The sequence below is a fragment of the Streptomyces hazeniae genome (genome assembly GCF_031845485.1).
Lineage (GTDB): Bacteria > Actinomycetota > Actinomycetes > Streptomycetales > Streptomycetaceae > Streptomyces > Streptomyces hazeniae.
Genome location: NZ_JAVREQ010000015.1, coordinates 19,286 through 42,934 on the forward strand (window position 1 = coordinate 19,286; position 23,649 = coordinate 42,934).

The 23,649-nt window shown below is 71.9% G+C and carries 20 protein-coding genes and 1 pseudogene; 5 read left to right on the forward strand and 16 right to left on the reverse strand.

All coding sequences use genetic code 11. The features are described from left to right. Positions 1–2: 2 nt before the first annotated feature. Positions 3–1,286, reverse strand: coding sequence for a metallophosphoesterase (locus RM572_RS17105; protein ID WP_311674231.1), 1,284 nt, complete (start codon positions 1,284–1,286; stop codon positions 3–5). A 1-nt stretch (position 1,287) separates the two neighbouring features. After that, on the reverse strand, positions 1,288–1,566 hold the full coding sequence (locus tag RM572_RS17110) for an SCO4848 family membrane protein (RefSeq protein WP_311674336.1): 279 nt from the start codon (positions 1,564–1,566) through the stop codon (positions 1,288–1,290). A gap of 121 nt (positions 1,567–1,687) precedes the next feature. On the opposite strand from RM572_RS17110, the gene RM572_RS17115 reads away from it, so the two are divergent. Next, entirely contained in the window at positions 1,688–3,037 is a 1,350-nt protein-coding gene (locus RM572_RS17115) for a D-alanyl-D-alanine carboxypeptidase family protein (RefSeq protein WP_311674232.1), read from the forward strand. Between the two features lie 181 nt (positions 3,038–3,218). Here RM572_RS17115 and RM572_RS17120 read toward each other — a convergent pair. The 3 genes and pseudogenes from RM572_RS17120 to trpS all read right to left on the reverse strand — a co-directional run. Further along, positions 3,219–4,049 (reverse strand): annotated as a pseudogene (locus RM572_RS17120) (YihY/virulence factor BrkB family protein); the annotation flags it as partial. Positions 4,050–4,158: 109 nt separating this feature from the next. Beyond that, positions 4,159–4,893, reverse strand: coding sequence for a 2'-5' RNA ligase family protein (locus RM572_RS17125; protein ID WP_394813627.1), 735 nt, complete (start codon positions 4,891–4,893; stop codon positions 4,159–4,161). A gap of 62 nt (positions 4,894–4,955) precedes the next feature. Then, the gene (gene trpS / locus RM572_RS17130; RefSeq protein WP_027763284.1) at positions 4,956–5,972 is read right to left on the reverse strand and encodes a tryptophan--tRNA ligase; all 1,017 of its coding nucleotides are present in this window, start codon (positions 5,970–5,972) and stop codon (positions 4,956–4,958) included. A gap of 271 nt (positions 5,973–6,243) precedes the next feature. On the opposite strand from trpS, the gene rocD reads away from it, so the two are divergent. Continuing rightward, positions 6,244–7,449, forward strand: a complete 1,206-nt coding sequence (gene rocD, locus RM572_RS17135) for an ornithine--oxo-acid transaminase (RefSeq protein WP_136182734.1) — start codon at positions 6,244–6,246, stop codon at positions 7,447–7,449. A gap of 86 nt (positions 7,450–7,535) precedes the next feature. On the opposite strand, the gene RM572_RS17140 is transcribed toward rocD, so the two are convergent. From RM572_RS17140 to RM572_RS17180, 9 genes are all read right to left on the reverse strand, one after another. Further along, the gene (locus tag RM572_RS17140; RefSeq protein WP_311674233.1) at positions 7,536–8,276 is read right to left on the reverse strand and encodes an FkbM family methyltransferase; all 741 of its coding nucleotides are present in this window, start codon (positions 8,274–8,276) and stop codon (positions 7,536–7,538) included. 277 nt (positions 8,277–8,553) lie between these two features. Then, positions 8,554–9,510: an ABC transporter substrate-binding protein gene (locus RM572_RS17145; protein WP_311674234.1), complete on the reverse strand. Its 957-nt coding sequence runs from the start codon at positions 9,508–9,510 to the stop codon at positions 8,554–8,556. A 51-nt stretch (positions 9,511–9,561) separates the two neighbouring features. Next, positions 9,562–11,604 (reverse strand): ABC transporter permease, encoded by a 2,043-nt coding sequence (locus RM572_RS17150; RefSeq protein WP_311674235.1) that lies wholly within the window; start codon positions 11,602–11,604, stop codon positions 9,562–9,564. Beyond that, positions 11,601–12,701 carry a quaternary amine ABC transporter ATP-binding protein gene (locus RM572_RS17155; RefSeq protein ID WP_311674236.1) on the reverse strand — a complete coding sequence of 367 codons (1,101 nt, stop codon included), beginning with the start codon at positions 12,699–12,701 and terminating at the stop codon, positions 11,601–11,603. Before RM572_RS17155 ends, RM572_RS17150 begins: the two co-directional genes overlap by 4 nt. Continuing rightward, entirely contained in the window at positions 12,701–14,305 is a 1,605-nt protein-coding gene (locus tag RM572_RS17160) for a GMC family oxidoreductase (RefSeq protein WP_311674237.1), read from the reverse strand. The genes RM572_RS17155 and RM572_RS17160 overlap by 1 nt, the downstream gene beginning before the upstream one ends. A gap of 62 nt (positions 14,306–14,367) precedes the next feature. Then, a complete protein-coding gene (locus RM572_RS17165) occupies positions 14,368–15,867 on the reverse strand; it encodes an aldehyde dehydrogenase family protein (RefSeq protein ID WP_311674238.1) in 1,500 nt (499 codons plus the stop codon). Between the two features lie 265 nt (positions 15,868–16,132). Continuing rightward, complete coding sequence (locus tag RM572_RS17170; protein WP_311674239.1) at positions 16,133–17,122, reverse strand: malate dehydrogenase; 990 nt, start codon at positions 17,120–17,122, stop codon at positions 16,133–16,135. Positions 17,123–17,445: 323 nt separating this feature from the next. Beyond that, the gene (locus RM572_RS17175; RefSeq protein ID WP_311674240.1) at positions 17,446–17,901 is read right to left on the reverse strand and encodes a DUF3017 domain-containing protein; all 456 of its coding nucleotides are present in this window, start codon (positions 17,899–17,901) and stop codon (positions 17,446–17,448) included. Between the two features lie 48 nt (positions 17,902–17,949). Next, positions 17,950–18,813, reverse strand: coding sequence for a bifunctional methylenetetrahydrofolate dehydrogenase/methenyltetrahydrofolate cyclohydrolase (locus RM572_RS17180; protein WP_311674241.1), 864 nt, complete (start codon positions 18,811–18,813; stop codon positions 17,950–17,952). A 353-nt stretch (positions 18,814–19,166) separates the two neighbouring features. Here RM572_RS17180 and RM572_RS17185 point away from each other — a divergent pair, with 353 nt between their 5' ends. Genes RM572_RS17185 through RM572_RS17195 form a run of 3 tightly spaced genes read left to right on the forward strand, consistent with a single transcriptional unit; the run spans position 19,167 to position 21,098 of the window. Then, positions 19,167–19,808 (forward strand): hypothetical protein, encoded by a 642-nt coding sequence (locus RM572_RS17185; RefSeq protein ID WP_311674242.1) that lies wholly within the window; start codon positions 19,167–19,169, stop codon positions 19,806–19,808. Positions 19,809–19,852: 44 nt separating this feature from the next. Next, a complete protein-coding gene (locus RM572_RS17190; protein ID WP_311674243.1) occupies positions 19,853–20,431 on the forward strand; it encodes a hypothetical protein in 579 nt (192 codons plus the stop codon). Positions 20,432–20,480: 49 nt separating this feature from the next. Beyond that, the gene (locus RM572_RS17195; RefSeq protein WP_311674244.1) at positions 20,481–21,098 is read left to right on the forward strand and encodes a hypothetical protein; all 618 of its coding nucleotides are present in this window, start codon (positions 20,481–20,483) and stop codon (positions 21,096–21,098) included. 106 nt (positions 21,099–21,204) lie between these two features. Here the strand turns inward: RM572_RS17195 and purH are convergent, their stop codons facing one another. Continuing rightward, the gene (purH, locus tag RM572_RS17200) at positions 21,205–22,824 is read right to left on the reverse strand and encodes a bifunctional phosphoribosylaminoimidazolecarboxamide formyltransferase/IMP cyclohydrolase (protein ID WP_311674245.1); all 1,620 of its coding nucleotides are present in this window, start codon (positions 22,822–22,824) and stop codon (positions 21,205–21,207) included. Beyond that, entirely contained in the window at positions 22,821–23,462 is a 642-nt protein-coding gene (gene purN, locus RM572_RS17205; RefSeq protein ID WP_311674246.1) for a phosphoribosylglycinamide formyltransferase, read from the reverse strand. The genes purH and purN overlap by 4 nt, the downstream gene beginning before the upstream one ends. Between the last annotated feature and the right edge of the window lie 187 nt (positions 23,463–23,649).

Below are 23,649 nucleotides of genomic sequence, written 5' to 3' on the forward strand. Positions count from 1 at the left end.
GTTCAGGCGTCGGGTGAGGAGAGGGTGACGACGGTGATGTCGGACTCGGCGCCGACCCGGACGGGCGGGCCCCAGGTCCCCGCGCCGCGGGTGACGTACAGCTGCGTGTCGCCGTAGCGCTCCAGCCCGGCGACCGTGGGGTTGGCGAGCTCGGCCAGATACGGGCCGGGCCAGAGCTGGCCGCCGTGGGTGTGGCCGGAGAGCTGGAGGCCGACGTCCCACTCCACCGCGTCGTGGATCTGCACCGGCTGGTGCGCCAGCAGCACGGAGGCGCGGGCCGGGTCCCGGTCGCCGAGGGCGGCCCGGAAGTCGGGCCCTTCGCCGACCCGCTCCCCCTCGACGTCGTTGACCCCGGCGAGGTCGAAGCCGGGCAGCTCGCGCCGCTGGTTCTCCAGCGGGTGGATGCCGAGGTCGCGCAGGTGGTCGATCCAGGACCGGGCGTCGCCGAAGTACTCGTGGTTGCCGGTGACGAAGAAGGAGCCGTGCCGGGAGCGGAGCTGCGTCAGCGGTTCCGCCGCCGGGCCGAGGTCCGCCACGGTGCCGTCGACCAGGTCGCCGACGATGGCGACCAGGTCCGGCTGGGTGGCGTTGATCGCCTCCACGATGCGCCGGGTGTGGGCGCGCCCCAGGATCGGGCCGAGATGCACGTCGCTGACGACGGCGATGCGGTAGCCGTGGGCGCGGCGCGGCAGCCTGGGCAGGGTGACGGTGACGCGCCGGGTGGTCGGTCCGTTGAGGACGCCGACGGCGCCGGCGGTGACGGTGCCGGCGGCGAGGGTGGCGGCGCCGATCGCGACGGACCGGGCGACGAACAGGCGGCGGGAGGCGTCCCGGGGCCGGTCCGTCCGGGCCGCTTCGGGGGCGGCGGCACCAGGAGCCTCCGGTGCGCCGTCGGGGGCTTCGCCCCCGGTCCCGCGCGCCGGGCTTCGCTCGGCGCCCTGGAGCGCAGGGGCTTCGACGGGAGCCGGCCGGCGGGGCAGGGCGCGGAGGAGCAGCGGGCGGACGAGTTCGCCGAGGAGCAGGGCGAGGGTGAGGTAGAGGAGGAGGGCGAGCCACAGGTAGCCGGGCCACGCGAGGACGCGTTCGACCGCGAACGGCGCCCCGGAACGGCCGACGATCATCGTGGCGACGGTGGTGGCGGGGAGCAGCCACACCAGCACGGTGCCGGTGCGGCGCCACGGGCCGCCCTTGCGGGAGACGTCCTTGACCAGCCGTCTCCACAGGTACCAGTGGACGGCGACCAGGACGGTGAGGACGGAGACGCCGATCAGCAGAGCGAGGGCCATGTCAGCGCTCCGCTCCGGTGCCGGTGCCCGCGTCCGGCTCCCGCCGCCCGCGCGGCCCTCGCAGGCCGAGCAGGCCCCGCAGGCCGAGCGCGCCGATCGCCGTGCCCAGCAGGAAGGAGACGACGGCGAGCGTCAGGTGCACCCAGAAGTACGCCGTCGGGTCGCCGTCCTCGAATGCCAGGCCGCTCGCGTCCTGCACGAGATTGCGGACGAAGGTGATCCAGATGAACCAGGACCAGACGCCGAAGGCGAGCAGGAACCAGGAGACGCGGCGGGTCATGACGCGGGGCTGGTACATGGTTCAAGTATGGCTATCGGCCTAATACCGTCGCCGTTCGGGGCGACAGTGCCGGGTTGCGGGCCCCGCAAGGTCCCCAGGGGATGAATGTGCCTGTACGTTCATGTGTGTGCCGACGACCTCAACTGCTTCGCGCCCGCGCGGTCTCCGCCGCGCGCGCCTCCTCGCGCTCGCCGCTGCCACGCTCCTGACGGCCAGTTTGCCCGTCCCGACAGCATATGCGGCCCCCACCGAGGAGGAAAAGGACAAAAAGAAGCCTCCGGCTCAGATGTCGACCATCGGCGGGGCACGCCTCGGCGAGCCGGGAACCCAGGTCGATCCCCGGCCGGGGGCCGACGCCCCCAAGGTGCCGAAGAAGCTGACGGCCCGCTCCTGGATCGTGGCCGACGCCGAGACCGGGCACGTGCTCGGCGCACACAACGCGCACTGGAAGCTCGCACCGGCCAGCACCCTGAAGATGCTCTTCGCCGACACGCTGCTGCCGAAGTTCCCCAAGGAGATGGAGTACGAGGTCACCCCCGCCGACCTCGCGCACGTCGGCGAGGGCAGCAGCCGGGTCGGGGTCAAGGAGGACCACCCCTACACGGTGGAGGACCTGTGGCTCGGCGTGTTCCTGCGCTCGGGCAACGACGCGGTGCACGTGCTCTCGGCCATGAACGGCGGGATCGGCCGGACCGTGAAGGAGATGAACGCGCACGCGAAGGAGCTGCGCGCGCTGGACACCCACGCGGTCAGCCCGGACGGCTACGACATGCCCGGGCAGGTCTCCTCCGCCTACGACCTCACCCTCATCGCGCGGTCGGGCATGCAGAAGGCCGATTTCCGCGAGTACGTCTCCACGGTCCGCGCCCAGTTCCCCGGCGAGTGGAAGAAGAAGGGCAAGGACGGGGAGAAGAAGCGGAAGCACTTCGAGATCCAGAACACCAACCGGCTGCTGACCGGCAACGGCATCGAGGCCTACCCCGGCATCGCCGGCGTGAAGAACGGCTACACCTCGAACGCCGGCAACACCCTGACCGCCGTCGCGGAGCAGGACGGTCGCGTGCTCCTGGTCACGGTGATGCACCCGGAGGACGGCCACCTGAAGGTCTACGAGGAGACCACCAAGCTGTTCGACTGGGGCTTCGCCGCCGCTGACGCGGTGCGGCCGGTCGGAGAACTGGCGCCGCCGGCGACGCCCGAGACGGACGCCAAACCCGGCGCGGACGGCGAGGCCGGCGGCAACGAGGGCAACCCGGGCGGCAGTCAGGACCCGGACGAGGCGTCCCTGGTCGAAGCCGGCGACGAGCAGGCGGGTTCCGGCGGGGGCATGAAGATCGCCCTGGGCCTCACGGGCGGGAGCCTGGTGCTTCTGGCGCTGGTCGCGTACGTGGTGCACCGCCGCTGGCCGATGGCGCTTCCCGACGTGTCCCGGCTGCGGCGCGGTCCGGGGAACTCGGAGCGGGAGGGCTGATCCTCCCGCCGGGCCTCCCGTGCTTCTTCGAGGCGTCCGCCCCGCCCGGGGCGGGCGCCTCGTCGTCGTCGGCACCCGGCCCGTCCACGTCCGGCCCGTCCCCGCCAGTCCCGTCCGCCTCTGCGTCCGCCGGCACGGTGTCGGCGCCCTCCTTGCCGCGGATCGGGCGGGACGCGGTGGCCGTCCAGCCGGCGCAGAGGAACAGCAGCTTCGCCATCAGGCTGATCCACAGCAGCAGGGCGATGGGCACGCCGAAGGCGCCGTACATGCTCTTCGCCGCCACACCCTGGAGGTAGCCGCCGAGCAGTGCCTTGAGCAGTTCGAAGCCCACCGCGCCCATGAGACAGGCGGCGATCAGGGAGCCGCGCGGCGGCTCGACGCGCGGCAGCCACTTCAGCACGTACCAGAGCAGCAGGAAGTCCGTGGCGATCGCCGCCCCGTAGCCGCACGCCCGGAGCAGCACGGTGCCGACTCCGCCCTCGACAAGACCGGCACGTTCGGCGACCCAGCCCACCGCGGCCACCGCGAACGCCGAGCCGGCGACCGACAGCAGTCCGACCAGACCCAGGCCGGCCAGCACCCCGAGGTCCTTGACCTTGAGGAGCACCGGGTTGCCCGGGTCCTCCTCCAGGTCCCACACCGCCCGCAGCGTCTCCCGCAGGGTGCTCGCCCAGCCGACACCGGTGACCAGCAGCAGCGCGCCGCCGACGACGCCGACGGTGCCCGCGTTGTCGACCAGGGTGCGGAGGTCGAGCTGATCGGCGATGCCGGGGATCTGCGCGGCCGTCCAGTCCTGGAGACCGCTCATCCGGTCCGGTGAGAGGAACGCGGCGCCGACGGCGGCGGCCACCGCCAGCATCGGGAACAGCGCCAGGAAGCTGGTGAAGGTGACGGCGGCGGCCAGCCGCGTCCAGTGCCGGGCGTCCAGGTGCTCGTAGGTGTGCCAGAGGCGGGTGCGGAACAGCCAGGCGGCCGCCGGTCCGACCACGGGGAGTCGGGTCAGCCAGTCCATGGTCACCGCCTGTTCGCTACGGAACGCTCCTCGGGGCGCGACGCGTGCGCCTCCTCCCGCCCTGTCGCGTCTGCCCCGGGCGGGCGGGCGTCACACACCGTAGGTGCGGTCAGCCGCGCCGCAGCGCACCGGCGGCCGGCGGCGTGCCGGGACCGAGCGGGGGCGCGGCCAGCGGCGGGCCCGGCACCTCGACGGCCGGGGAGCCCGTCAGCCCGGCGACCGGCGGCGTGTCGAGCGACGAGACGGTCGGCGGCAGCGGCGCGGGCGCGGCCGGGGCGTGCTCGTGGCCCTGCTGGGGCAGCGGCGTGCGGGGGCGCTGGTCGGCGAAGAGGAAGTGGCGCTGGAGCCGCCAGACGCCGTCCTCGCCCTGCTCGTAGAGGGCGAAGCCGGTGACCGTCCAGGACGCCTCGAAGTCCGCGAGCTCCTCGTACGCCCGGTCCATCGCCTCCTCGTCGATGCCGTGCGCGACGGTGACGTGCGGGTGGTACGGGAAGGTCAGCTCGCGGGCGCCGAGCGGGCCGTCCGCGTCCCGCACCCGCTCCTGGAGCCAGCCGCAGGCGGAGCCGCCCTCGACGACCTGCACGAACACCACCGGAGACAGCGGCCGGAAGGTGTCGGTGCCGGACAGCCGCATCGGGAAGGCCCGACCGGACGTCGCCACCGAGGCCAGGTGCTCCTCGATGGCGGGGCGGGCGTCCGCGTCGACCTGCGTCGGCGGGAGCAGGGTCACGTGCGTGGGGATGCCGTGTGCGGCGGTGTCGCCGAAGCCCGTACGGCAGTCCTGCAGCAGGCTGCCGTACGGCTCCGGGACGGCGATCGATACGCCCAGCGTGACGGTCCCCACGTCGCTCTCCCTTCTCACTCCTGCGGTGCTGCGGTCGGTCTCCCGGGCCGGTTCGGCCGGTGTCAGTGCTTGGCGGGCACGAAGCCCACCTTGTCGTACGCCTCCGCCAGGGTCTCCGCGGCGACGGTACGTGCCTTGTCCGCTCCTTCGGCGAGGAGGGAGTCCAGCGTCTCCGGGTCCTCCATGTACTCCCGGGTGCGGGCGCGGAACGGCTCCGCCCAGCCCGCGACGACCTCGGCGAGGTCGGTCTTGAGCGCACCGTAGCCCTTTCCGGCGTACCGGTTCTCCAGTTCCGGCACGGAGGCACCGGTAAGAGTGGAGAGGATGGTCAGCAGGTTGCTCACGCCCGGCTTGTCGACCACGTCGAAACGGATCTCCGTCTCGGTGTCGGTGACCGCGCTCTTGATCTTCTTCGCGGAGACCTTCGGCTCGTCGAGCAGGTTGATGATGCCCTTCGGCGAGGAGGCCGACTTGCTCATCTTGATCGACGGTTCCTGGAGGTCGTAGATCTTCGCCGTCTCCTTGAGGATGTACGGCTGCGGGATGGTGAAGGTCCGGCCGTAGCGACTGTTGAAGCGCTCGGCGACGTCCCGGGTGATCTCGACGTGCTGCCGCTGGTCCTCGCCGACCGGGACGCGGTCGGCCTGGTACAGCAGGATGTCGGCGATCTGGAGGATCGGGTAGGTGAACAGGCCGACCGTCGTGCCCTCGGCGCCCTGCTTGGCGGACTTGTCCTTGAACTGGGTCATGCGCGACGCCTCACCGAAGCCGGTCAGGCAGTTCATGACCCACGCGAGCTGCGCGTGCTCGGGGACGTGGCTCTGCACGAAGAGCGTGCAGCGCTGCGGGTCCAGACCGGCGGCGAGCAGCTGGGCGGCCGCGAGGCGGGTGCTCTTGCGCAGTTCGGCCGGGTCCTGCGGGACGGTGATGGCGTGCAGATCGACGACCATGTAGAACGCGTCGTGGCCCTCCTGGAGGTCCACCCACTGACGCACGGCACCGAGGTAGTTACCGAGGTGGAACGAGCCCGAGGTGGGCTGGATGCCGGACAGCACGCGAGGACGACGATCATTGGCCATACCGGCATTCTCTCAGAGCGGGCGGCCCCGGCGGGCCCACGGGGCGCGACTCGGACGGGAATCACACCCCCGGTACGCCGTCCGGCGGTGCGGGCGCGGGAGTCGGTCCGGTGGCGGCGCGGTTTCGCAGGGTGACGACCTGCCAAGGATCACCTCCCCGGGTTCACGGAGCGGCTCCGGGGACCGACGATAGAGAGGGCCGGTGCCACACCCGGCGCAGCCGGCCGCCTGCCCTACCAGGTACGAAGACGAAGATCGAGAGGACCCACCCATGGTCGCTTCTTCCGAGCTGATCGCCGCCTCGGACGCGTACAGCGCGCACAACTACCACCCGCTCCCCGTCGTCGTCGCCTCCGCCGACGGCGCGTGGATGACGGATGTCGAGGGGCGGCGCTACCTGGACATGCTCGCCGGGTACTCCGCGCTGAACTTCGGTCACGGCCACCGCCGCCTGATCGACGCCGCCAAGGCCCAGCTCGACCGCGTCACGCTGACCTCGCGCGCCTTCCACCACGACCGGTTCGCCGAGTTCTGCCAGGAGCTGGCGCGGCTGTGCGGCAAGGACGCGGTGCTGCCGATGAACACCGGCGCCGAGGCGGTCGAGACCGCGGTGAAGACCGCCCGCAAGTGGGGCTACCAGGTCAAGGGCGTCCCGCAGGGCAAGGCGAAGATCGTCGTCGCGGAGAACAACTTCCACGGCCGTACGACGACCATCGTGTCCTTCTCCACCGACGAGGAGGCGCGAGCCGACTACGGGCCCTACACGCCGGGCTTCGAGGTGGTGCCGTACGGCGACCTCGCGGCACTGGAGGCCGCGGTCGACGAGAACACCGTCGCCGTGATGCTGGAGCCGATCCAGGGCGAGGCCGGCGTGCTGGTGCCGCCGGCGGGCTACCTGCCGGGGGTGCGCGAGCTGACCCGTGCGCGGAACGTGCTGTTCATCGCGGACGAGATCCAGTCCGGCCTCGGCCGGACGGGCGCCACCTTCGCGTGCGAGCACGAGGGCGTGGTACCCGACGCGTACCTGCTGGGCAAGGCGCTCGGCGGCGGCGTGGTGCCGGTCTCCGCGGTGGTCGCGAACCGCGACGTGCTGGGCGTGTTCAAGCCCGGCGAGCACGGCTCGACGTTCGGCGGCAACCCGCTGGCCTGCGCGGTGGGCCTGGAGGTCGTACGGATGCTGGAGACGGGCGAGTACCAGCAGCGCGCGAAGGAGCTGGGCGAGCACCTGCACCACGAACTGGGCGTGCTGGCCGGCGACGGCGCGGTGCGCGAGGTGCGCGGACGCGGCCTGTGGGCCGGTGTGGACATCGACCCGGCGCACGGCACCGGACGGCAGATCTCCGAACAGCTGATGGCTCAGGGCGTGCTGGTGAAGGACACCCACGGCTCGACCATCCGGATCGCGCCGCCGCTGGTCATCACCAAGGAGGACCTGGACTGGGGCCTGGACCAGCTCCGCTCGGTCCTCGCGGGCTGAACCCCGCCCGCCCCGGCGACCCGCGGGTCGCCGGGGCGGCGCACGGCGACCGCGCCGGGCGCGTGCGCCGCGCCGGCGCGCGCGTGTCAGGCACGCACGGCGCGCACCATGGAGTACCGGTCCGCCGCCTCGGTCATCGGCGCCTGCTGCGCGTCGACCTCGAAGCCCGCCTCCCGCAGGATCCCGCAGATGGCGTCCAGGCGGCCGTCCATGTCGACGACTTCGGCGACGACCCGCTTCACCCGCGGCCACTGACTCTCGTCGACGCCGCGCAGGACGTCCGCCTCGGCACCCTCCACGTCGATCTTGAGGAGATCGACGGTGCGGCCCTCGGGAATGAACGCGGCGAGACGTTCGACGTCCGCGGTGACCTCCTCGGCGTGGTAGTACTGCTCGACCGTTTCGCGGTCCACCTTCTCCGCCATCTGGTCCTTGGGCAGTTCCTTGATCTCCGGGTGCCGGGTCGAATTCGCCGGGAGAAGCGGGTAGAAGGAGAATTTCACGTCCCGCTCCGCTCTGCTTCCGAGCGCGCACGGGTGCAGTGTCACGCCGTCGATGCCGTGCAGTGCCATGTTCTTCTCGAAGAGTTCCCGCGATGCCGGCATCGGCTCGAAGGAGACGACTTCCGCGTCCGGATGGTGCGCCTTGAGGTACAGAACGAACATGCCGACGTTTCCGCCGGCGTCGAGCACGAAGGGGCGTTCCGGCAGGTCCAGGCCGCCGTAGCATTCCTGCCGGAATATCTCGTTGTAGATGTATTCCATTTCCACGGCGCTCTGCGTGTAGACCTTCAGAGCACCGTCCCCCAGCTCCACCAGCTCAGCCATCGTCACATCCTCGCGTCAAGCGGCCGAGTCCCGGATGACACACAGAGAATTCCGGCCGAAAAGGGCAATGTCAGGAGATCGACGAAGCCTACTCGTCGGCGCTCACCGAACGGGCCGATCGGCCGACCACCCATACATGCCCTACGCACGACACCTCCCGGCCGTGCCGCTCCCCGGCGCGCGACGCGTCCCGGGACGGCACTGCGCCCCGCCGTCCGGGTCCGGTCGGCGGGGCGCAGCGGCACGGTGACGGCCCCTCAGGGCCGCGCGCGGTGCGTCACTTCTTGGGGATCCACTGCTCCCAGGTGGACTTGTTGCTCTTGATCCACTTGGCTGCCGCGTCCTCCTGGTCCATGCCCTCACCGGCGATCATCTGGGCGACCTTGTTCTGGTCCTCGGTCTCCCACGCGAAGTTCTTGAGGAACTGCGCCGCCTCGCCGCCGTCCTTCTCGAAGTCGGCGTTGAAGTACTTCTGCAGCATGAGGGTGTCGTAACCGCACTTGATCGGCTTCTCCTCGAGGCAGCCGTCCTCGTAGGGCGGAAGCTCGACCTCGACCATGTCGATCTCGGCGTTCATCCACTGCGGCTGCCACCAGTAGCCGACGAACGGCTTCTTGGCGTCGTAGAGCCGCTTGATCTCCTTGAGTTCGGCGGCCTCGCTGCCCGTCGGAACGATCTTGAAGTTGAGGTCGAGGCTGTCGATCAGTTCCTTGTCGTGCGTGGTGTACGACGGGGCGGCGCCCAGGAACTGGCCCTTGCCGCCGCTCTCGGAGGTCTTGAAGTCCTGCCAGAGCTTCTTCAGGCCCTTCCAGTTCTTCACCTCGGGGTGCTTGTCGGCGTAGTACTTGGGCACGAACCAGCCGATGTGACCCTCGACGCCGAGGTCGCCGCCGTTGACGACGGTCTTCTTCTCCTCGACGTACAGCTTCTCCTTCTTCGGAACGCCGCCCCAGTCCTCCAGGAGGGCGTCGGCGTTGCCGCTGTGCAGCGCGTCGAAGGCGGCCGGCTCGTCGAGCTGCTTGACCTCGACGTCGTAGCCCATCTCCTCCTCGAGCAGCTTGGCCGCGACGGCGACGTTGGCCTGCGCGCCGACCCAGGAGGGCTGTGCGAGCGTGACGCTCTCGCCTCCACCTCCGCCCGTGTCGGTCTTCGCCGCGCAGGCGCTCATGCCGAGCATGCCGACCACGGCGGTGCCGGCCAGGACGGTGGTGCGTATCCGCTTGCTGTGCTTCATGGAGTTCCTTCTTCTCTGTTGTGTACGGGAAACGATCCGGGGGTCCAGGCCCTAGCGCCGCCCGCGGGCGCGTTCGACGGGCTGGGTGACGCGGTCCAGCAGGACGCCCAGGCAGACGATGGCGATGCCCGCCGACATGCCGAGCGCCAGGTTGCTCTTCGCGAGGCCGGTGACGACGTCGATGCCCAGCGCACCGCCGCCGACCATGCCGCCGATGACGACCATCGACAGCACCAGCACCACGCCCTGGTTCGTGGCGACGAGCAACGCCCGGCGCGCCAGCGGGAGCTGGACGCCGAAGAGCTGCTGCCGTCCGGTCGCGCCCAGCGAACGGGCGGCCTCCAGGGCGGCGGGGTCGACCTTCGCGACGCCCTGCGCGGTGATGCGGACGACGGCGGGGAGCGCGTAGACCACGGCGGCGGCGATGCCGGCCGTGCGGCCGAGACCGAAGAGGGCGAGGACCGGGATGAGGTAGACGAACTGCGGCATGGTCTGCATGGTGTCGAGGACGGGTCGCAGCATGCGTTCCACCCGGCCCACACGCGCGGCGAGGACGCCGAGCAGGAAACCGAACAGCAGCGTGATCGCCAGACCGGCGAGCACCTGCGACAGCGTGTCCAGGGAACGGTTCCACAGCCCCATCACCCCGATGAGACCGAGTGCGAGGACGCCGCTCAGCGCGGCGCGCCAGGAGGCCACCGCCCAGCCGAGGGCCGCCGCGAGCAGCAGCACGGCCCACCACGGGGTCGCCAGCAGCCCGTCGCGCAGCGGGTTGAGCACGACGTTGGTGAAGGCGTCGGACCAGGTGAGGGTGCCGCCGATGAGGGGAACGCCGGAACCGGCGTGCGCGGTGAACCACTCGGTCGCCGCCTGCAGCGGATCGGCGATGTCGACCGTCCACGCCTCCGGCCACTCGCGCTCCCAGAGCCGGGCGCCGACCGCGGCCAGCACGGCGGTGAGGACGGCGAGCGCGGCCCACAGCGGGCCGCCGCGCAGGCGGGCCGCCCAGCCGGTGCCGGGGGCGGCGTCCTCGTCGATCCGCTCACCGGCCGCCGCGGTGGTGCGGTCCAGCAGGACGGCCAGCAGGACGACGGCGATGCCGGCGACGAGCGCGTCGCCCATGGCCAGGCTCGCCAGCGCCTGGTAGATCTCGTTGCCGAGCCCGCCGGACCCGATGAGCGAGGCCAGCACGACCATCGACAGACACATCATGATCGCCTGGTTCAGCCCCAGCATCATCTCCTTGCGCGCGAGCGGCAGCCGCGCGGTGCGCAGCCGCTGCCAGGGGCTCGCACCGAGCGAGGCGGAGGCCTCCATCGCCGCGGGGTCGGCGCCGCGCAGGCCCAGGGACGTCAGCCGGGCCATCGGCGGGGCCGCGTAGATCACGGTGGCGACGGCGGCGGACGGCACGCCGATACCGAAGATCAGCAGGAACGGGATCAGGTAGGCGAACGCCGGCATCACCTGCATGGTGTCGAACACCGGGCGCAGCATCCGCTCGCAGCGGTCGGAGAGGCCCGCCGCGAGGCCGAGGAACACGCCGAGGACGGCGGCGGCGAAGACGCAGACCGTCATCAGGGCCAGCGTCTCCATGGTGGGTTCCCACATGTCCAGCACGCCGCAGACCGCGAAGACGCCGAGGGCGGTGCCCGCGGTCTTCAGGGCCCGGCGGCCGAGGTCCGCCCCGCCGGCGGCCCAGGCGACCAGGGTGCCGACACCGGTGACCCCGATCCAGCCGAGGGAGAGCAGCAGCGACTCGATCGCATCCACCGCGGCGGTGGCGTTGTTGCTGATGTGCAGCAGGAAGTAGACGAAGACCCAGTGCGAGTCGCGGTTGTCGACGAGCCAGCTGTCGACGTCCCGCAGCGGCGCCTCGACGTCGAACGTCCACGTCTTCGGCCAGGTGCCCTCGCCGAGAACCAGCGCGCTGAGGACGGCGACCAGCAGTGCGACGGCGACGGCGGTGAGCCGGGGGTTGCCGAGGAGTCTCGCGGCGCCGCCCGGCGGGCTGCCGTTCTCGTCGTGGCCGGTCGGCGGCTTCGGTGTGGGAGCGGTCTTCGGGGGGTCCGGCCGCTCCACGGCGGGGGCGCTCATGCCGGGGCCACCTCCCGGGCGTCGTTCCGGCCCTCCCCGGCGTCGTCCAGCCGGGCGACGACGGAGAGCAGTTCCTCGTGGCCGACGACGCCGAGCAGCTTCGTGCCGTCCATCACCCGGACCGGTTCGCCGGTGCGGGCGACGGCCTCGATGGCGTCGGAGACCAGGGTGTCGGGGCCGACGGCCGCGCCGGAGCCGGCGGAGTCCGCGCCGTCCGCGGGACGCATCGCGCTGCGCACGGTGACGACCTGCTCGCGCGGCACGTCGCGGACGAAGTCGCGCACGTAGGCGTCGGCGGGCCGGGTGACGATCTCCTCCGGGGTGCCGAGCTGCACGATCTCGCCGTCCCGCATCAGGGCGATGCGGTCTCCCAGGCGCAGCGCCTCGGAGAGGTCGTGGGTGATGAAGACCATCGTGCGGCCCTCCTCGCGGTGCAGCCGGACGACCTCCTCCTGCATGTCGCGGCGGATCAGCGGGTCCAGCGCGCTGAACGGCTCGTCGAACAGCAGCACCTCGGGGTCGACGGCCAGGGCGCGGGCCAGGCCGACGCGCTGCTGCTGGCCGCCGGAGAGCTGGCCGGGGCGGCGCTCGCCGAGGCCGTCCAGGCCGACCTTGGACACCATCTCGGCCGCCTTGGCGCGGCGTTCGGCCTTGCCCATGCCCTGGATCTCCAGGCCGTAGGCGACGTTGTCGATCACGCTGCGGTGCGGGAGCAGGCCGAAGTGCTGGAAGACCATGGAGGCGCGGTGCCGGCGCAGTTCGCGCAACCGGGTGCGGTCCATGGCGCGGACGTCCTCGCCGTCCATGACGAGTTCACCGGCGGTCGGCTCGATCAGCCGGGTCAGGCAGCGCACCAGGGTGGACTTGCCGGAGCCGGACAGTCCCATGACGACGAAGACCTCGCCCTGCTGGACGTCGAAGGAGACGTCGCGGACGGCGGCGGTGCAGCCGGTGCGGGCGCGCAGTTCGCCGGCGCTCAGGCCGGCCAGGTCCGTGTTGCCGGGGACCTTGTCGGCCCGTGGGCCGAAGACCTTCCACAGGTTGCGTACGGAGAAGACCGGGCCGGTCTTGGTCGTGGCCTCAGCGGTTTCGGACATCACGCAACACCTCCCGGTGCGTTGTCGGTCGCGGTTTCGTGCGCGGCGGTTCCGTGCGCGGCGGATGCGTCGGTCGCCTCTTCGTGGGCGGCACGGATCAGGTCGGCGGCCTTCTCACCGACCATGAGGACGCCGATCATCGGGTTGACCGCCGGCATGGTCGGGAAGACCGAGGCGTCGGCGATGCGGACGCCGTGCAGCCCGCGGACGCGCAGTTCGGGGTCGACGACGGCCAGGGAGTCGCCGGCCGCGCCCATGCGGCAGGTGCCGGCCGGGTGGTAGACGGTGTGCGCGACGCTGCGGGCGTACGCGCTGAGCTCCTCGTCCGAGACGACCTCGGGGCCGGGGCACACCTCGCGCGTGAGCCAGTTCGCCAGCGGCGCGGTCTTCGCCACCTCGCGGGCCAGCTTGACGCCGTCGACGAGGGTGCGGGCGTCGTAGTCGTCCTCGTCGGTGAAGTAGCGGAAGTCCAGGGCCGGTTTGACCTCGGGGTCGGCGGAGGTCAGGTAGAGCCGGCCGCGACTGCGCGGCTTGGGGATGTTCGGGGTCATCGACACCCCGTGCTCCGGCTTGGCGTAGCCGATGCGCTCGGGATTGTCGGTGAACGGGATCTGGTAGAAGTGGAACATCAGGTCCGGGCCGGTGGATTCCGGGTCACGTCTGACGAACAGGCCCGCGTCCGAGTCCATCGCGGAGTTCTCCGGGATGGGCCCGTCGGTCTCCCAGACGACCACCGACTCCGGGTGGTCGAGCAGGTTCTCCCCGACGCCCGGCAGGTCGTGCCGCGCCCCGATGCCCAGCGCCTCGAGGTCCTTCGCGGGCCCGATGCCCGAGTGCAGCAGCAGTCGCGGCGTGTCCACGGCGCCGGCGCACACCAGCACCTCGCGGGAAGCGCTCACGAGCTGCTCCCCACCGTCCCGGCCGCGGACGTGCACGCCGGTGACGCGGTCGCCGTCGAGCTCCAGCCGGTACGCCCAGGTCTCCAGGAGGATGTCCAGGTTGGGGCGGTCGCCGGACCGGATGTGCGGGTGGAGGTAGGCCACGGAGGCGGAGGAGCGCTTGTTGTCCTCCGGGTGGTAGGCCAGGTCGAAGAAACCGGCGCCCTCGTGGAACGGGCCCTTGTTGAAGCCCTCGACGCGCGGCACGTCCAGCGCGGCGGTGGCCGACTCGACGAAGTCCCGGGCGATGGCGTTCCGGTCGCGCTCGTCGACGGCGACGATGTTGTTCTTCAGCTTCCCGAAGTACGGGTCCATGGCGGCGGCGTTCCAGCCGGCCGCGCCGGCCTGCTCCCACTCGTCCCAGTCGGCAGGCAGCGGCTTGAAGGAGATCAGCGTGTTGTGGGAGGAGCAGCCGCCGAGGACGCGGGCGCGGCTGTGCCGGATGTGCGAGTTGCCGCGAGGCTGTTCGGTCGTCGGGTAGTCGTAGTCGAGTTCGCCGCCGAGCAGACCGAGCCAGCGGCGCAGGGTGAGCACCTCTGGCCGGTCGATGTCGGACGGTCCGCCCTCGATCACGGCGACCCGGACCGCCGGGTCCTCGGTGAGCCGGGAGGCGATCACGGAACCGGCCGTACCGCCGCCGACTATGACGTAGTCATAGGTGGGCATGTGGGGTTGTGCTCCTCGGGGGTGAGTCCTGTGCTCGGGCCTGACGGGTCACGGGCTCGGGGTCAGCCCGCGAACCAGCGCACCGGTTCCGGCCGCAGGTTCTCGTAGACGTGCTTGGTCTCCTGGTACTCGGCGAGTCCGTGCGGGCCGAGTTCGCGGCCCGTCCCGGACTTGCCGAAGCCGCCCCATTCCGCCTGTGGGAGGTAGGGGTGGAAGTCGTTGATCCAGACGGTGCCGTGCCGCAGCCGGGAGGCCACCCGGCGGGCGCGTGCGGTGTCGGCCGAGAACACCGCGCCGGCCAGGCCGTACTCGGTGTCGTTGGCGAGCGCCACGGCCTCGTCCTCGTCGGCGAAGGTCTCCACGGTGAGGATCGGCCCGAAGGTCTCCTCGCGGACGACCTTCATGCCGCGGTGGCAGTGGTCCAGCACCGTCGGGGCGTAGAAGTACCCGTCGGCGGGACGGACGCCGGACGGCTCGGGCCGTTCGCCGCCGCAGCGCAGCACGGCGCCCTCGTCCAGCGCGGAGGCCACGTACGCCTCGGTCTTGGCGAGCTGCTGGGCGGAGACCAGCGGGCCGCACTCGACGTCCTTCTCGGTCCCCCGGCCGAGCCGGATCCGCTGTGCGCGGGCGGCGAGTTCGGCGACGAAACGGTCGCGGACGGACTCCTCGACGATCAGCCGGGCACCGGCCGAGCAGACCTGGCCGCTGTGGATGAACGCGGCGTTGAGGGCCTGGTCGACGGCCGTGTCGAAGCCCTGCTCGGTGGCGCAGGCGTCGGCGAAGACCACGTTCGGGTTCTTGCCGCCGAGTTCGAGCGCGACCTTCTTCACGGTGGGGGCGGCGGCCTGGGCGACCTTGACGCCCGAGACCAGCCCGCCGGTGAAGGACACCAGGTCGACGTCGGGGTGCGCGGAGAGCCGGGCGCCGACCGGGTCGCCGGGGCCGGTCACGAGGTTGGCGACGCCGGGCGGCAGCCCGGCCTCGACGAGCAGCTTCACCATGTGGAGGGTGCTCAGGGGGGTGATCTCGCTGGGCTTGAGCACGAAGGTGTTGCCCGCGGCCAGCGCCGGGGCGACCTTCCAGCTCGCCTGGAGCAGCGGGAAGTTCCAGGGGGTGATCATCGCGCAGACGCCGACCGGTTCGTGCACGACGACGCTGTGCACGTCGGGGCTACCCGCGTCGACCACGCGGCCGGCGGAGTTCGACACCAGGTCCGCGAAGTAGCGGAAGGCGGAGGTGACGTCGTCGACGTCGACCCGGCCCTCCTCCAGGGTCTTGCCGGCGTCGCGGGACTCCAGGAGCGCGATCTCCTCCCGGTCGCGCTGGAGCAGCTCGGCGACCCGGCGCAGCAGCTCCGCCCGCTCGGCGACCGGGGTGAGCGGCCAGGGGCCGGCGTCGAAGGCGCGGCGGGCGGCCGCGACGGCGGCGTCCGTGTCGGCCGCGTCACCTTCGGCGACGACGGCGAGGACGGTGGCGTCCGCGGGGTCGAGGATCTCCCTCGTGCCTCCGGCTGCGGCGCTGCGCCACTCGCCGTCGACATGGATGCTGTCGGTTACGGACACCGTGTGTACTGCCTTCCCCTGTGCGAGATGTGCCTGGCCACCCGCCGGACGTGTGCGCGCACGGAGGCGTGCGCCGGGGGCGTGCGGCCAACCTCGAACCCTGCCCCGTTCCTCCGTTCTCATGTCTGCGGGCCTGCGAGAAGTGGGGTTCCTCACCCGTAACCGGGGGTTACGGGTGCACGGGGCCCTGCGGCCGGTCTCGACGGGTACGCCGACGGCCCCCGGCGGGGGACGCCGGGGGCCGTCGGTTCAGAACAGGCCGGGCTCAGAGCAGGCCGAGGCCGCGGACGGCCTCGCGCTCGTCCGCCAGCTCCTGGACGGAGGCGTCGATCCGGGCCCGCGAGAAGTCGTTGACCTCCAGGCCCTGCACGATCTCGTAGGTCCCGCCGGAGCAGGTGACCGGGAAGGACGAGATGAGGCCCTCGGGCACCCCGTAGGAGCCGTCGGACGGGATGCCCATGGAGGTCCAGTCGCCGTCCGGGGTGCCGTTGACCCAGGTGTGGACGTGGTCGATGGCCGCGTTGGCGGCCGAGGCGGCGGAGGAGGCGCCGCGGGCGTCGATGATGGCGGCGCCGCGCTTGGCGACCGTCGGGATGAAGTCGTCGGCCAGCCACTTCTCGTCGCCCACGGTCTCGGCGGCGTTCTTGCCCGCGACCTCGGCGTGGAAGATGTCCGGGTACTGGGTCGCGGAGTGGTTGCCCCAGATGGTGAGCTTCCGGATCTCCGAGACCGGCGCGCCGGTCTTCTTCGCCAGCTGCGAGAGGGCGCGGTTGTGGTCCAGGCGCGTCATGGCGGTGAAACGCTCGGCCGGCACGTCCGGCGCGGCGGCCTGCGCGATGAGCGCGTTGGTGTTGGCCGGGTTGCCCACGACGAGCACCTTGACGTCGTCCGCCGCGTGGTCGTTGATGGCCTTGCCCTGCGGCTTGAAGATGCCGCCGTTGGCCTCCAGCAGGTCGCCGCGCTCCATGCCCTTCGTGCGCGGGCGGGCGCCGACGAGCAGGGCCACGTTCGCGCCGTCGAAGGCGACGTTCGCGTCGTCGGTGATGTCGATGCCGTCCAGCAGCGGGAAGGCGCAGTCGTCCAGCTCCATCGCGGTGCCCTCGGCCGCCTTCACGGCCGGCGGGATCTCCAGGAGGCGCAGCCTGACCGGCACGTTGGGGCCGAGGAGGTGGCCGGAGGCGATGCGGAAGAGCAGCGCGTAACCGATCTGCCCGGCAGCGCCGGTGACGGTGACATTGACGGGAGTGCGGGTCATGTGGCGGTCTCCGTAGTACTGACGGTGGCGTCGGGTCTCCCCTTCAGCGCAGCACTTGGAGGAGGCTCCCTGCCCTTACTGGCGGGTCTCTCGACGTAGAGAGATCCGGCGTCAGGCTATCCGACGCCCTCCCTGCACACGAGGCAGCCGCCCGCTCAGGAGGGGGAACGGCGGGCGGCTGCCGGGTGTGGCACACCCGTGGGGGGTTGCATGTTCGCCTGCCCTGACTCCGGCGGACCATGCGTACGACTTCGCGGAAACGTCGCACAGGGTGACGAACGTCACTTCCGGGCGCGTCGGGGTTCGTGCGACGACGGGAGACCTCAGTCGATGACGAAGTGGACGATGTCGTCCAGGATCGGGATGTTCAGCCACGGGTCGGGCTGAGACATCATCGCCAGCAGCGTGATACCGGCTCCCAGCACGCCGTACGTGGCCACGTCGGTGAACCGGGACCGCACCGCCAGCATGCCGACCGACGGCAGCCACCAGCGCAGCAGCCCCGCGCCGAGCACGGTCAGGCCGATGGTGAGGGCGCCCCCGCGGAACGAGCCGAGGGAGACCAGCAGGCCGACCAGCACGCCCGTCGCGACGACCAGCATCGGCCACTGCCGGGCCGGCGCCGGGGCGTCGCCCGGCGCCGCGCGCCCGCCTCCCTCGGGGCGCGCAGTGTCCCGGGTGAAGACCGGGAACCGGCGCGACTGCTGCGGCTCCGGCCCCGTCGCGGGGGGCGCCTCGCCGGCCGGCTCCGACGCGGGCGTCCTGTCGTCGGTCCCCATGTGCCTCGTCACCTCTTCTCCTCGTTCCTCTCGCGCCGCGGGGAGTGCTCACGCCGCGACGGCGGCCTGCCGCTCCGCGGCCTCGACGACGTTCTGGAGCAGCAGCGCCCGTGTCATCGGGCCGACGCCACCGGGGTTCGGCGACAGCCAGCCCGCGACCTCGGCCACCCCGGGGTGCACGTCTCCGACGATCTTGCCGTTCTCGTCCCGGCTCACGCCGACGTCCAGCACGGCCGCGCCCGGCTTGACGTCCTCGGGCTTGATCAGGTGCGGCACGCCGGCCGCGGCCACCACGATGTCGGCGCGGCGGAGCTGCGCAGGCATGTCACGGGTGCCGGTGTGGCACTGCGTCACCGTCGCGTTCTCCGAGCGGCGGGTGAGCAGCAGCGGCAGCGAACGGCCGACGGTGATGCCGCGGCCGACGACGACCACGTCGGCGCCGTCGATCTGCACCTCGTGCCGCCGCAGCAGCGACAGGATGCCGTTGGGCGTGCAGGGCAGCGGCGCCGGCTCGTTCAGCACCAGGCGGCCGAGGTTGGTGGGGTGCAGGCCGTCGGCGTCCTTGGCCGGGTCCATGAGCGCCAGGACGCGGTTCACGTCGATGCCGCGGGGCAGCGGCAGCTGCACGATGTACCCGGTGCAGGCCGGGTCCTCGTTCAGCTCGCGCACCACCGCCTCGATCTCCTGCTGGGTGGCGGTGGCGGGCAGGGTGCGCTGGATGGAGGCGATGCCCACCTGCCCGCAGTCGCGGTGCTTGCCCGCGACGTACTTCTGGCTGCCGACGTCCTCCCCGACGAGCAGCGTGCCCAGACCGGGCGTCACGCCGCGGGACCTGAGGGTGTCGACCCGGGTGGCGAGTTCGGACTTGATCGCGGACGCGGTGGCCTTGCCATCGAGAATCTGGGCGCTCATGACGTCCATTCTCCCGGATCGTCGACGGTCGGCTCCACTCGCGCCGCGCCGCGGAACGCGCCGGCGCGAGTGGAGCCGACCGAAAGGGGACAACGCAGGCGGGGCGCGTCTCAGATTCGCCACATTTGCCGATCTTGACTGGACAGCCTCTTGCGCGCCCACCACGATGGAGGATCGGCGCCGCCGTCCCCACGGTCGGGCGCCGGTCGTATCGGGGGAGATCGTCGTGCGCAGCGCGCACCACTCGCACCGCTCACGCCTCACGCAGTCCGCTGCGGGGCGGGACGCGTGCCGGTGGCTCCCCGGAGCCCTCGGCACCGCCGCGCCGTCTGCACCTTCGGAGGACACCGCACGTGAGCTACCCACCCCAGCCGGGTCACGACCCGAACAACCCCTACGCCCAGCAGCCCCAGGGGCAGCCCGGCTACGGCTACCCCCAGCAGCAGGCGCCGGGCTACGGCTACCCGCAGGAACCGCAGCCGGCCGCGTACGGCTACCCGCAGCAGGGCGGCCTGTCGGCGTACGGCGGCCCGGCCGAGCAGGGCTACCCGATGGGCGCGGGCTACGGCGTCCCGACCCAGATGCCGAGCCCGGTGAAGACGGTCCGCATCATCAACTTCGTCCTCGGCAGCCTGGCCGTCGTCGGCACCCTCGGGCTGATCCTCGTGGCCGCGCTCTTCAACGACGCCATGAACGACCCGAGTGTGGCGGCCGACCCCGACGCGGGCATGGTGGCCGACCTGGGCACCGGCGTCTTCGTCTTCCTGGCGTTCCTCGCCGCGGCCAACGCCGTCTACTCGTTCCTCTGCGCCGTCAAGGCCAAGACGGGCGGCCCCGGTTGGCGCATCGCCACCATCGTGCTGGGCTCCCTCTCCATCCTCGGCGGAGTCTTCAGCCTGCCGACCGGTGTGGTGAACATCGCGCTGGGCATCCTCATCATCGTCTTCATGTGCAAGGCCGAAGCGAAGGCCTGGTACGACCGCCCCCGGTACTGACCGCCGGGACGACCGGGAATCCCCTCAAAAAAGGAACTGCCACCATGAGTTACCCCTCCCAGCCGGGCCAGGACCCGAACAACCCGTACGCCCAGCAGCCCCAGGGCCAGCCCGGCTACGGCTCCCCCCAGCAGGACGCCGGCCTGCCCTCGTACGGCGGCGGCGCGGACCCGGCCTACGGTGCCGTCGGCGTCCCCACGACGATGCCCAGCCCGGTCAAGACCTCCCGGATCATGCTGTACGTGACGGGCGGCCTCAGCGTCGTCGGCGCGGTCCTGATGTTCATCGCCGCGGCGGCCATCGGCAGCATCGCCGACGACCCGGAGCTGCAGGGCGACGCCAACCTCGAGATGCTCAACGACCTGGGCACCGGCCTGCTCGCCGGAATGGGCGTCCTCTACCTCGCCTTCGCCGTCGCGGGCATCCTGCTGGCCGCGAAGTTCGCCAAGGGCGGCAACGGCGTGCGCATCGGCGCCATCGTCTACAGCGCGCTGGTCGCCCTGGTCGGGCTCCTGAACATCGCCTCCATCGTCAGCCTGGTCTTCGTGGTCATGGCGATCCTGGTCATCGTGTTCGTCTCGAAGGCCGACGGCAAGGCCTGGTTCGACCGCCCGCGCCACTGAGCCCACCTGACGCCCACCGCAGGCGTCCCACGGAGGTAAAGTCTCGGTCATGAGCTATCCGCCCGATCCCAACAACCCGTACGGGGCCGCCCCTTCGGGCGACTATTACGGTCAGAAGCAGCAGCCGGCACCGGGCTACGGCTACCCGCAGCAGCAGCCGGCACCGGGGTACGGCTACCCCCAGCAGCAGCCGTACCCGGCGGCGCCCGGCATGCCGGGCGGGGGTCCCCAGCAGGGCATGCCCGCGCAAGCGGTCACCGCCCGTGTGCTGCTCTTCGTCGCGGGATCGCTGTGGGCGCTGATGGGTCTGCTGATGCTGATCGGCTCGCTCGCCGCGCAGTCGATGCTGGAGGAGATGGACGTCGCAGACAGCGGTGAGGCGGTCGGCGTCGGCCTGCTGCTCTTCCTGCTGTTCGGCGGCCTGGCGGCGCTGCACATCGTGCCGGCCTCGATGTTCGGCAAGGGCGGCACCGGCGCGCGGGTCACCGGCATCATCGCGTCGTCGCTGAACTCCCTTGTCGCGCTGCTCGCGCTGCTGGGCGGGGCGTCGGACGGCAACGCCGCGGGCGTGGTCATCTCCATCCTCTGGACGGCCACCGCCGTGGTGACCGTGATCTTCCTGGCCATGGGCCCGACCGGGGCCTGGTTCAACCGCCCCCGGTACTGACCCGCGCGTGGCCGCGTGAAGAGGGCCGCCCCGGACCGTACGGTCCGGGGCGGCCCTCTTCACGTGCGGCACCGTCACCGCGCCCGGCGGCCGGCGGTGGCGGCCGTCAGTGGAAGAAGTGGCGGGTGCCGGTGAGGTACATGGTGACGCCGGCCGCCTCCGCGGCCTCGGTCACCGCGTCGTCGCGGACCGAACCGCCGGGCTGCACGACGGCGCGGACACCGGCCGCCGTCAGCACCTGGAGGCCGTCCGGGAACGGGAAGAACGCGTCGGACGCCGCGTATGCGCCGGTGGCCCGCTCCTCCCCCGCCCGCTGCACGGCGAGCTTCGCCGAGTCGACGCGGTTGACCTGCCCCATGCCGACGCCGACCGTGGCGCGGTCCTTGGCGAGCAGGATGGCGTTGGACTTCACCGCGCGGCAGGCCCGCCAGGCGAAGGCGAGTTCGGCCAGCTCGTCCTCCGGCAGCGCCTCGCCGGTGGCCAGCGTCCAGCGGGCCGGGTCGTCGCCGGACGCCTGGAGCCGGTCCGCGGCCTGGAGCAGCACGCCGCCGTCGATCGGCTTCATCTCGACCGGGTCGGAGGGTGCCTCCACACAGCGCAGCACCCGGATGTTCTTCTTCCGCGTCAGCGCCTCGAGGGCGCCCTCCTCGTAGCCGGGGGCGACGACGACCTCGGTGAAGATCCCGGCGACCTGCTCCGCCATCTCCTTCGACACCGGCCGGTTGACGGCGATGACCCCGCCGTACGCGGACAGCGGGTCGCAGGCGTGGGCCTTGCGGTGCGCCTCGGCGACGTCCGAACCGGTCGCGATGCCGCAGGGATTGGCGTGCTTGATGATCGCGACGCACGGCTCGGCGTGGTCGTGGGCGGCGCGGCGGGCGGCCTCGGTGTCCACGTAGTTGTTGTAGGACATCTCCTTGCCGTGCAGCTGCTCGGCCTGTGCCAGACCACCGTTGCCGGTGGCGTAGAGCGCGGCCGGCTGGTGCGGGTTCTCGCCGTAGCGGAGCACGGAGGTGCGCTCGTAGGTGGCGCCGAAGAACTCGGGGAACGCGGTCGGTTCGCCGGGCTCGTTCTCGCTGGAGCCGCCCGCCGCGTAGCCGGCGGCGAACCAGGTGGCGACGGCCACGTCGTACGCGGCCGTGTGCTGGAACGCCTCGGCCGCCAGCCGCTTGCGCTGATGCAGAGTGAAGCCGCCGTCCCCCACGGCCGCGAGCACGGCCCCGTAGCGGCCCGGGTTGACGACCACGGACACCGACGGGTGGTTCTTGGCGGCGGCGCGGACCATCGACGGGCCGCCGATGTCGATCTGCTCGACGCACTCGTCCGGGGTGGCGCCGGAGGCGACCGTCTCGCGGAACGGGTAGAGGTTCACGACGACCAGCTCGAACGGCTCCACGCCCAGCTCGGCGAGCTGGCTGCGGTGGTCCTCCAGGCGCTGGTCGGCCAGGATGCCGGCGTGGACGCGGGGGTGCAGCGTCTTGACGCGGCCGTCCAGGCACTCGGGGAAGCCGGTCAGCTCCTCGACGCCGGTGACCGGGACCCCCGCGTCGGCGATGCGGCGGGCGGTGGAGCCGGTGGAGACGATCTGGACGCCGGCCCCGTGCAGGCCGCGGGCCAGCTCCTCCAGGCCGGTCTTGTCGTAGACGCTGACCAGAGCGCGGCGGATCGGCCGCCGGGTGCTGTCTTCGGCGGCACCGGAGGCGTTGTCAGTGGCGGTGGCGGTCACGGGATCAGTACCTTTCGTCCCTTGATGCGGTAGCCGTCACGGGCCAGACGCCCGACGACCTCGACGAGCAGCCGTCGCTCGACTTCCTTGATCCGTTCGTGCAGTGCGGCTCCCCCGTCGGCGTGGTCCTCCTCGGTGACCTCGACCACGCCCTGGGCGATGATCGGGCCGGTGTCGACGCCGTCGTCGACGAAGTGGACGGTGCAGCCGGTGACCTTGACGCCGTACTCCAGGGCGTCGCGCACGCCGTGCGCACCGGGGAAGCTGGGGAGCAGCGCGGGGTGCGTGTTGACGAACAGTCCGCCGAACCGCGCCAGGAAGGCCGGTCCCACGATCTTCATGAAGCCCGCCGAGACCACCAGGTCCGGGTCGTGGGCGGCGGTCTCCTCGGCCAGCGCCCGGTCCCAGGCGTCGCGGTCGGCGTGGTCGCGGACGCGGCAGACGAAGGACGGCAGGCCGGCACGCTCGGCGCGGTCCAGGGCGGCGATCCCGCCGCGGTCGGCTCCCACCGCCACCACCTCGGCGCCGTACGCGTCGACGCCGTGCGCCGCGATCTCGTCCAGCAGCGCCTGGAGGTTTGTGCCGGAACCGGAGACGAGCACGACGAGACGGGCGGGACGGTTCCGGTGCGCTGCCACGGCGGTGCACTTTCTGGCGAGGCGGAAAGGGAGGTTCGAGTCGGCGAGAGGCTTCGTAGGGACCCACAAGTACGTGGAGCACCGGTTTCCGGGGAACTCTACGAACCGGTCGACCGTCGGCAACGATACCGGCACCCTTCCGGCCCCTCGCGGGACGGGGGCGCGTGGGGCAGGTAGCGTCGGGCGG

What these genes read in the sequence shown, in the direction of transcription:
- RM572_RS17150 (WP_311674235.1), bottom strand. Translation starts at nt 11,604, where the DNA reads ATGAGCGCCCCCGCCGTGGAGCGGCCGGACCCCCCGAAGACCGCTCCC.
- RM572_RS17140 (WP_311674233.1), bottom strand. Translation starts at nt 8,276, where the DNA reads ATGGCTGAGCTGGTGGAGCTGGGGGACGGTGCTCTGAAGGTCTACACG.
- trpS (WP_027763284.1), bottom strand. Translation starts at nt 5,972, where the DNA reads ATGGCCAATGATCGTCGTCCTCGCGTGCTGTCCGGCATCCAGCCCACC.
- RM572_RS17105 (WP_311674231.1), bottom strand. Translation starts at nt 1,286, where the DNA reads ATGGCCCTCGCTCTGCTGATCGGCGTCTCCGTCCTCACCGTCCTGGTC.
- rocD (WP_136182734.1), top strand. Translation starts at nt 6,244, where the DNA reads ATGGTCGCTTCTTCCGAGCTGATCGCCGCCTCGGACGCGTACAGCGCG.
- RM572_RS17115 (WP_311674232.1), top strand. Translation starts at nt 1,688, where the DNA reads ATGTGTGTGCCGACGACCTCAACTGCTTCGCGCCCGCGCGGTCTCCGC.
- RM572_RS17145 (WP_311674234.1), bottom strand. Translation starts at nt 9,510, where the DNA reads ATGAAGCACAGCAAGCGGATACGCACCACCGTCCTGGCCGGCACCGCC.
- RM572_RS17175 (WP_311674240.1), bottom strand. Translation starts at nt 17,901, where the DNA reads ATGGGGACCGACGACAGGACGCCCGCGTCGGAGCCGGCCGGCGAGGCG.
- RM572_RS17155 (WP_311674236.1), bottom strand. Translation starts at nt 12,701, where the DNA reads ATGTCCGAAACCGCTGAGGCCACGACCAAGACCGGCCCGGTCTTCTCC.
- RM572_RS17195 (WP_311674244.1), top strand. Translation starts at nt 20,481, where the DNA reads ATGAGCTATCCGCCCGATCCCAACAACCCGTACGGGGCCGCCCCTTCG.
- RM572_RS17160 (WP_311674237.1), bottom strand. Translation starts at nt 14,305, where the DNA reads ATGCCCACCTATGACTACGTCATAGTCGGCGGCGGTACGGCCGGTTCC.
- RM572_RS17190 (WP_311674243.1), top strand. Translation starts at nt 19,853, where the DNA reads ATGAGTTACCCCTCCCAGCCGGGCCAGGACCCGAACAACCCGTACGCC.
- RM572_RS17180 (WP_311674241.1), bottom strand. Translation starts at nt 18,813, where the DNA reads ATGAGCGCCCAGATTCTCGATGGCAAGGCCACCGCGTCCGCGATCAAG.
- RM572_RS17110 (WP_311674336.1), bottom strand. Translation starts at nt 1,566, where the DNA reads ATGACCCGCCGCGTCTCCTGGTTCCTGCTCGCCTTCGGCGTCTGGTCC.
- RM572_RS17170 (WP_311674239.1), bottom strand. Translation starts at nt 17,122, where the DNA reads ATGACCCGCACTCCCGTCAATGTCACCGTCACCGGCGCTGCCGGGCAG.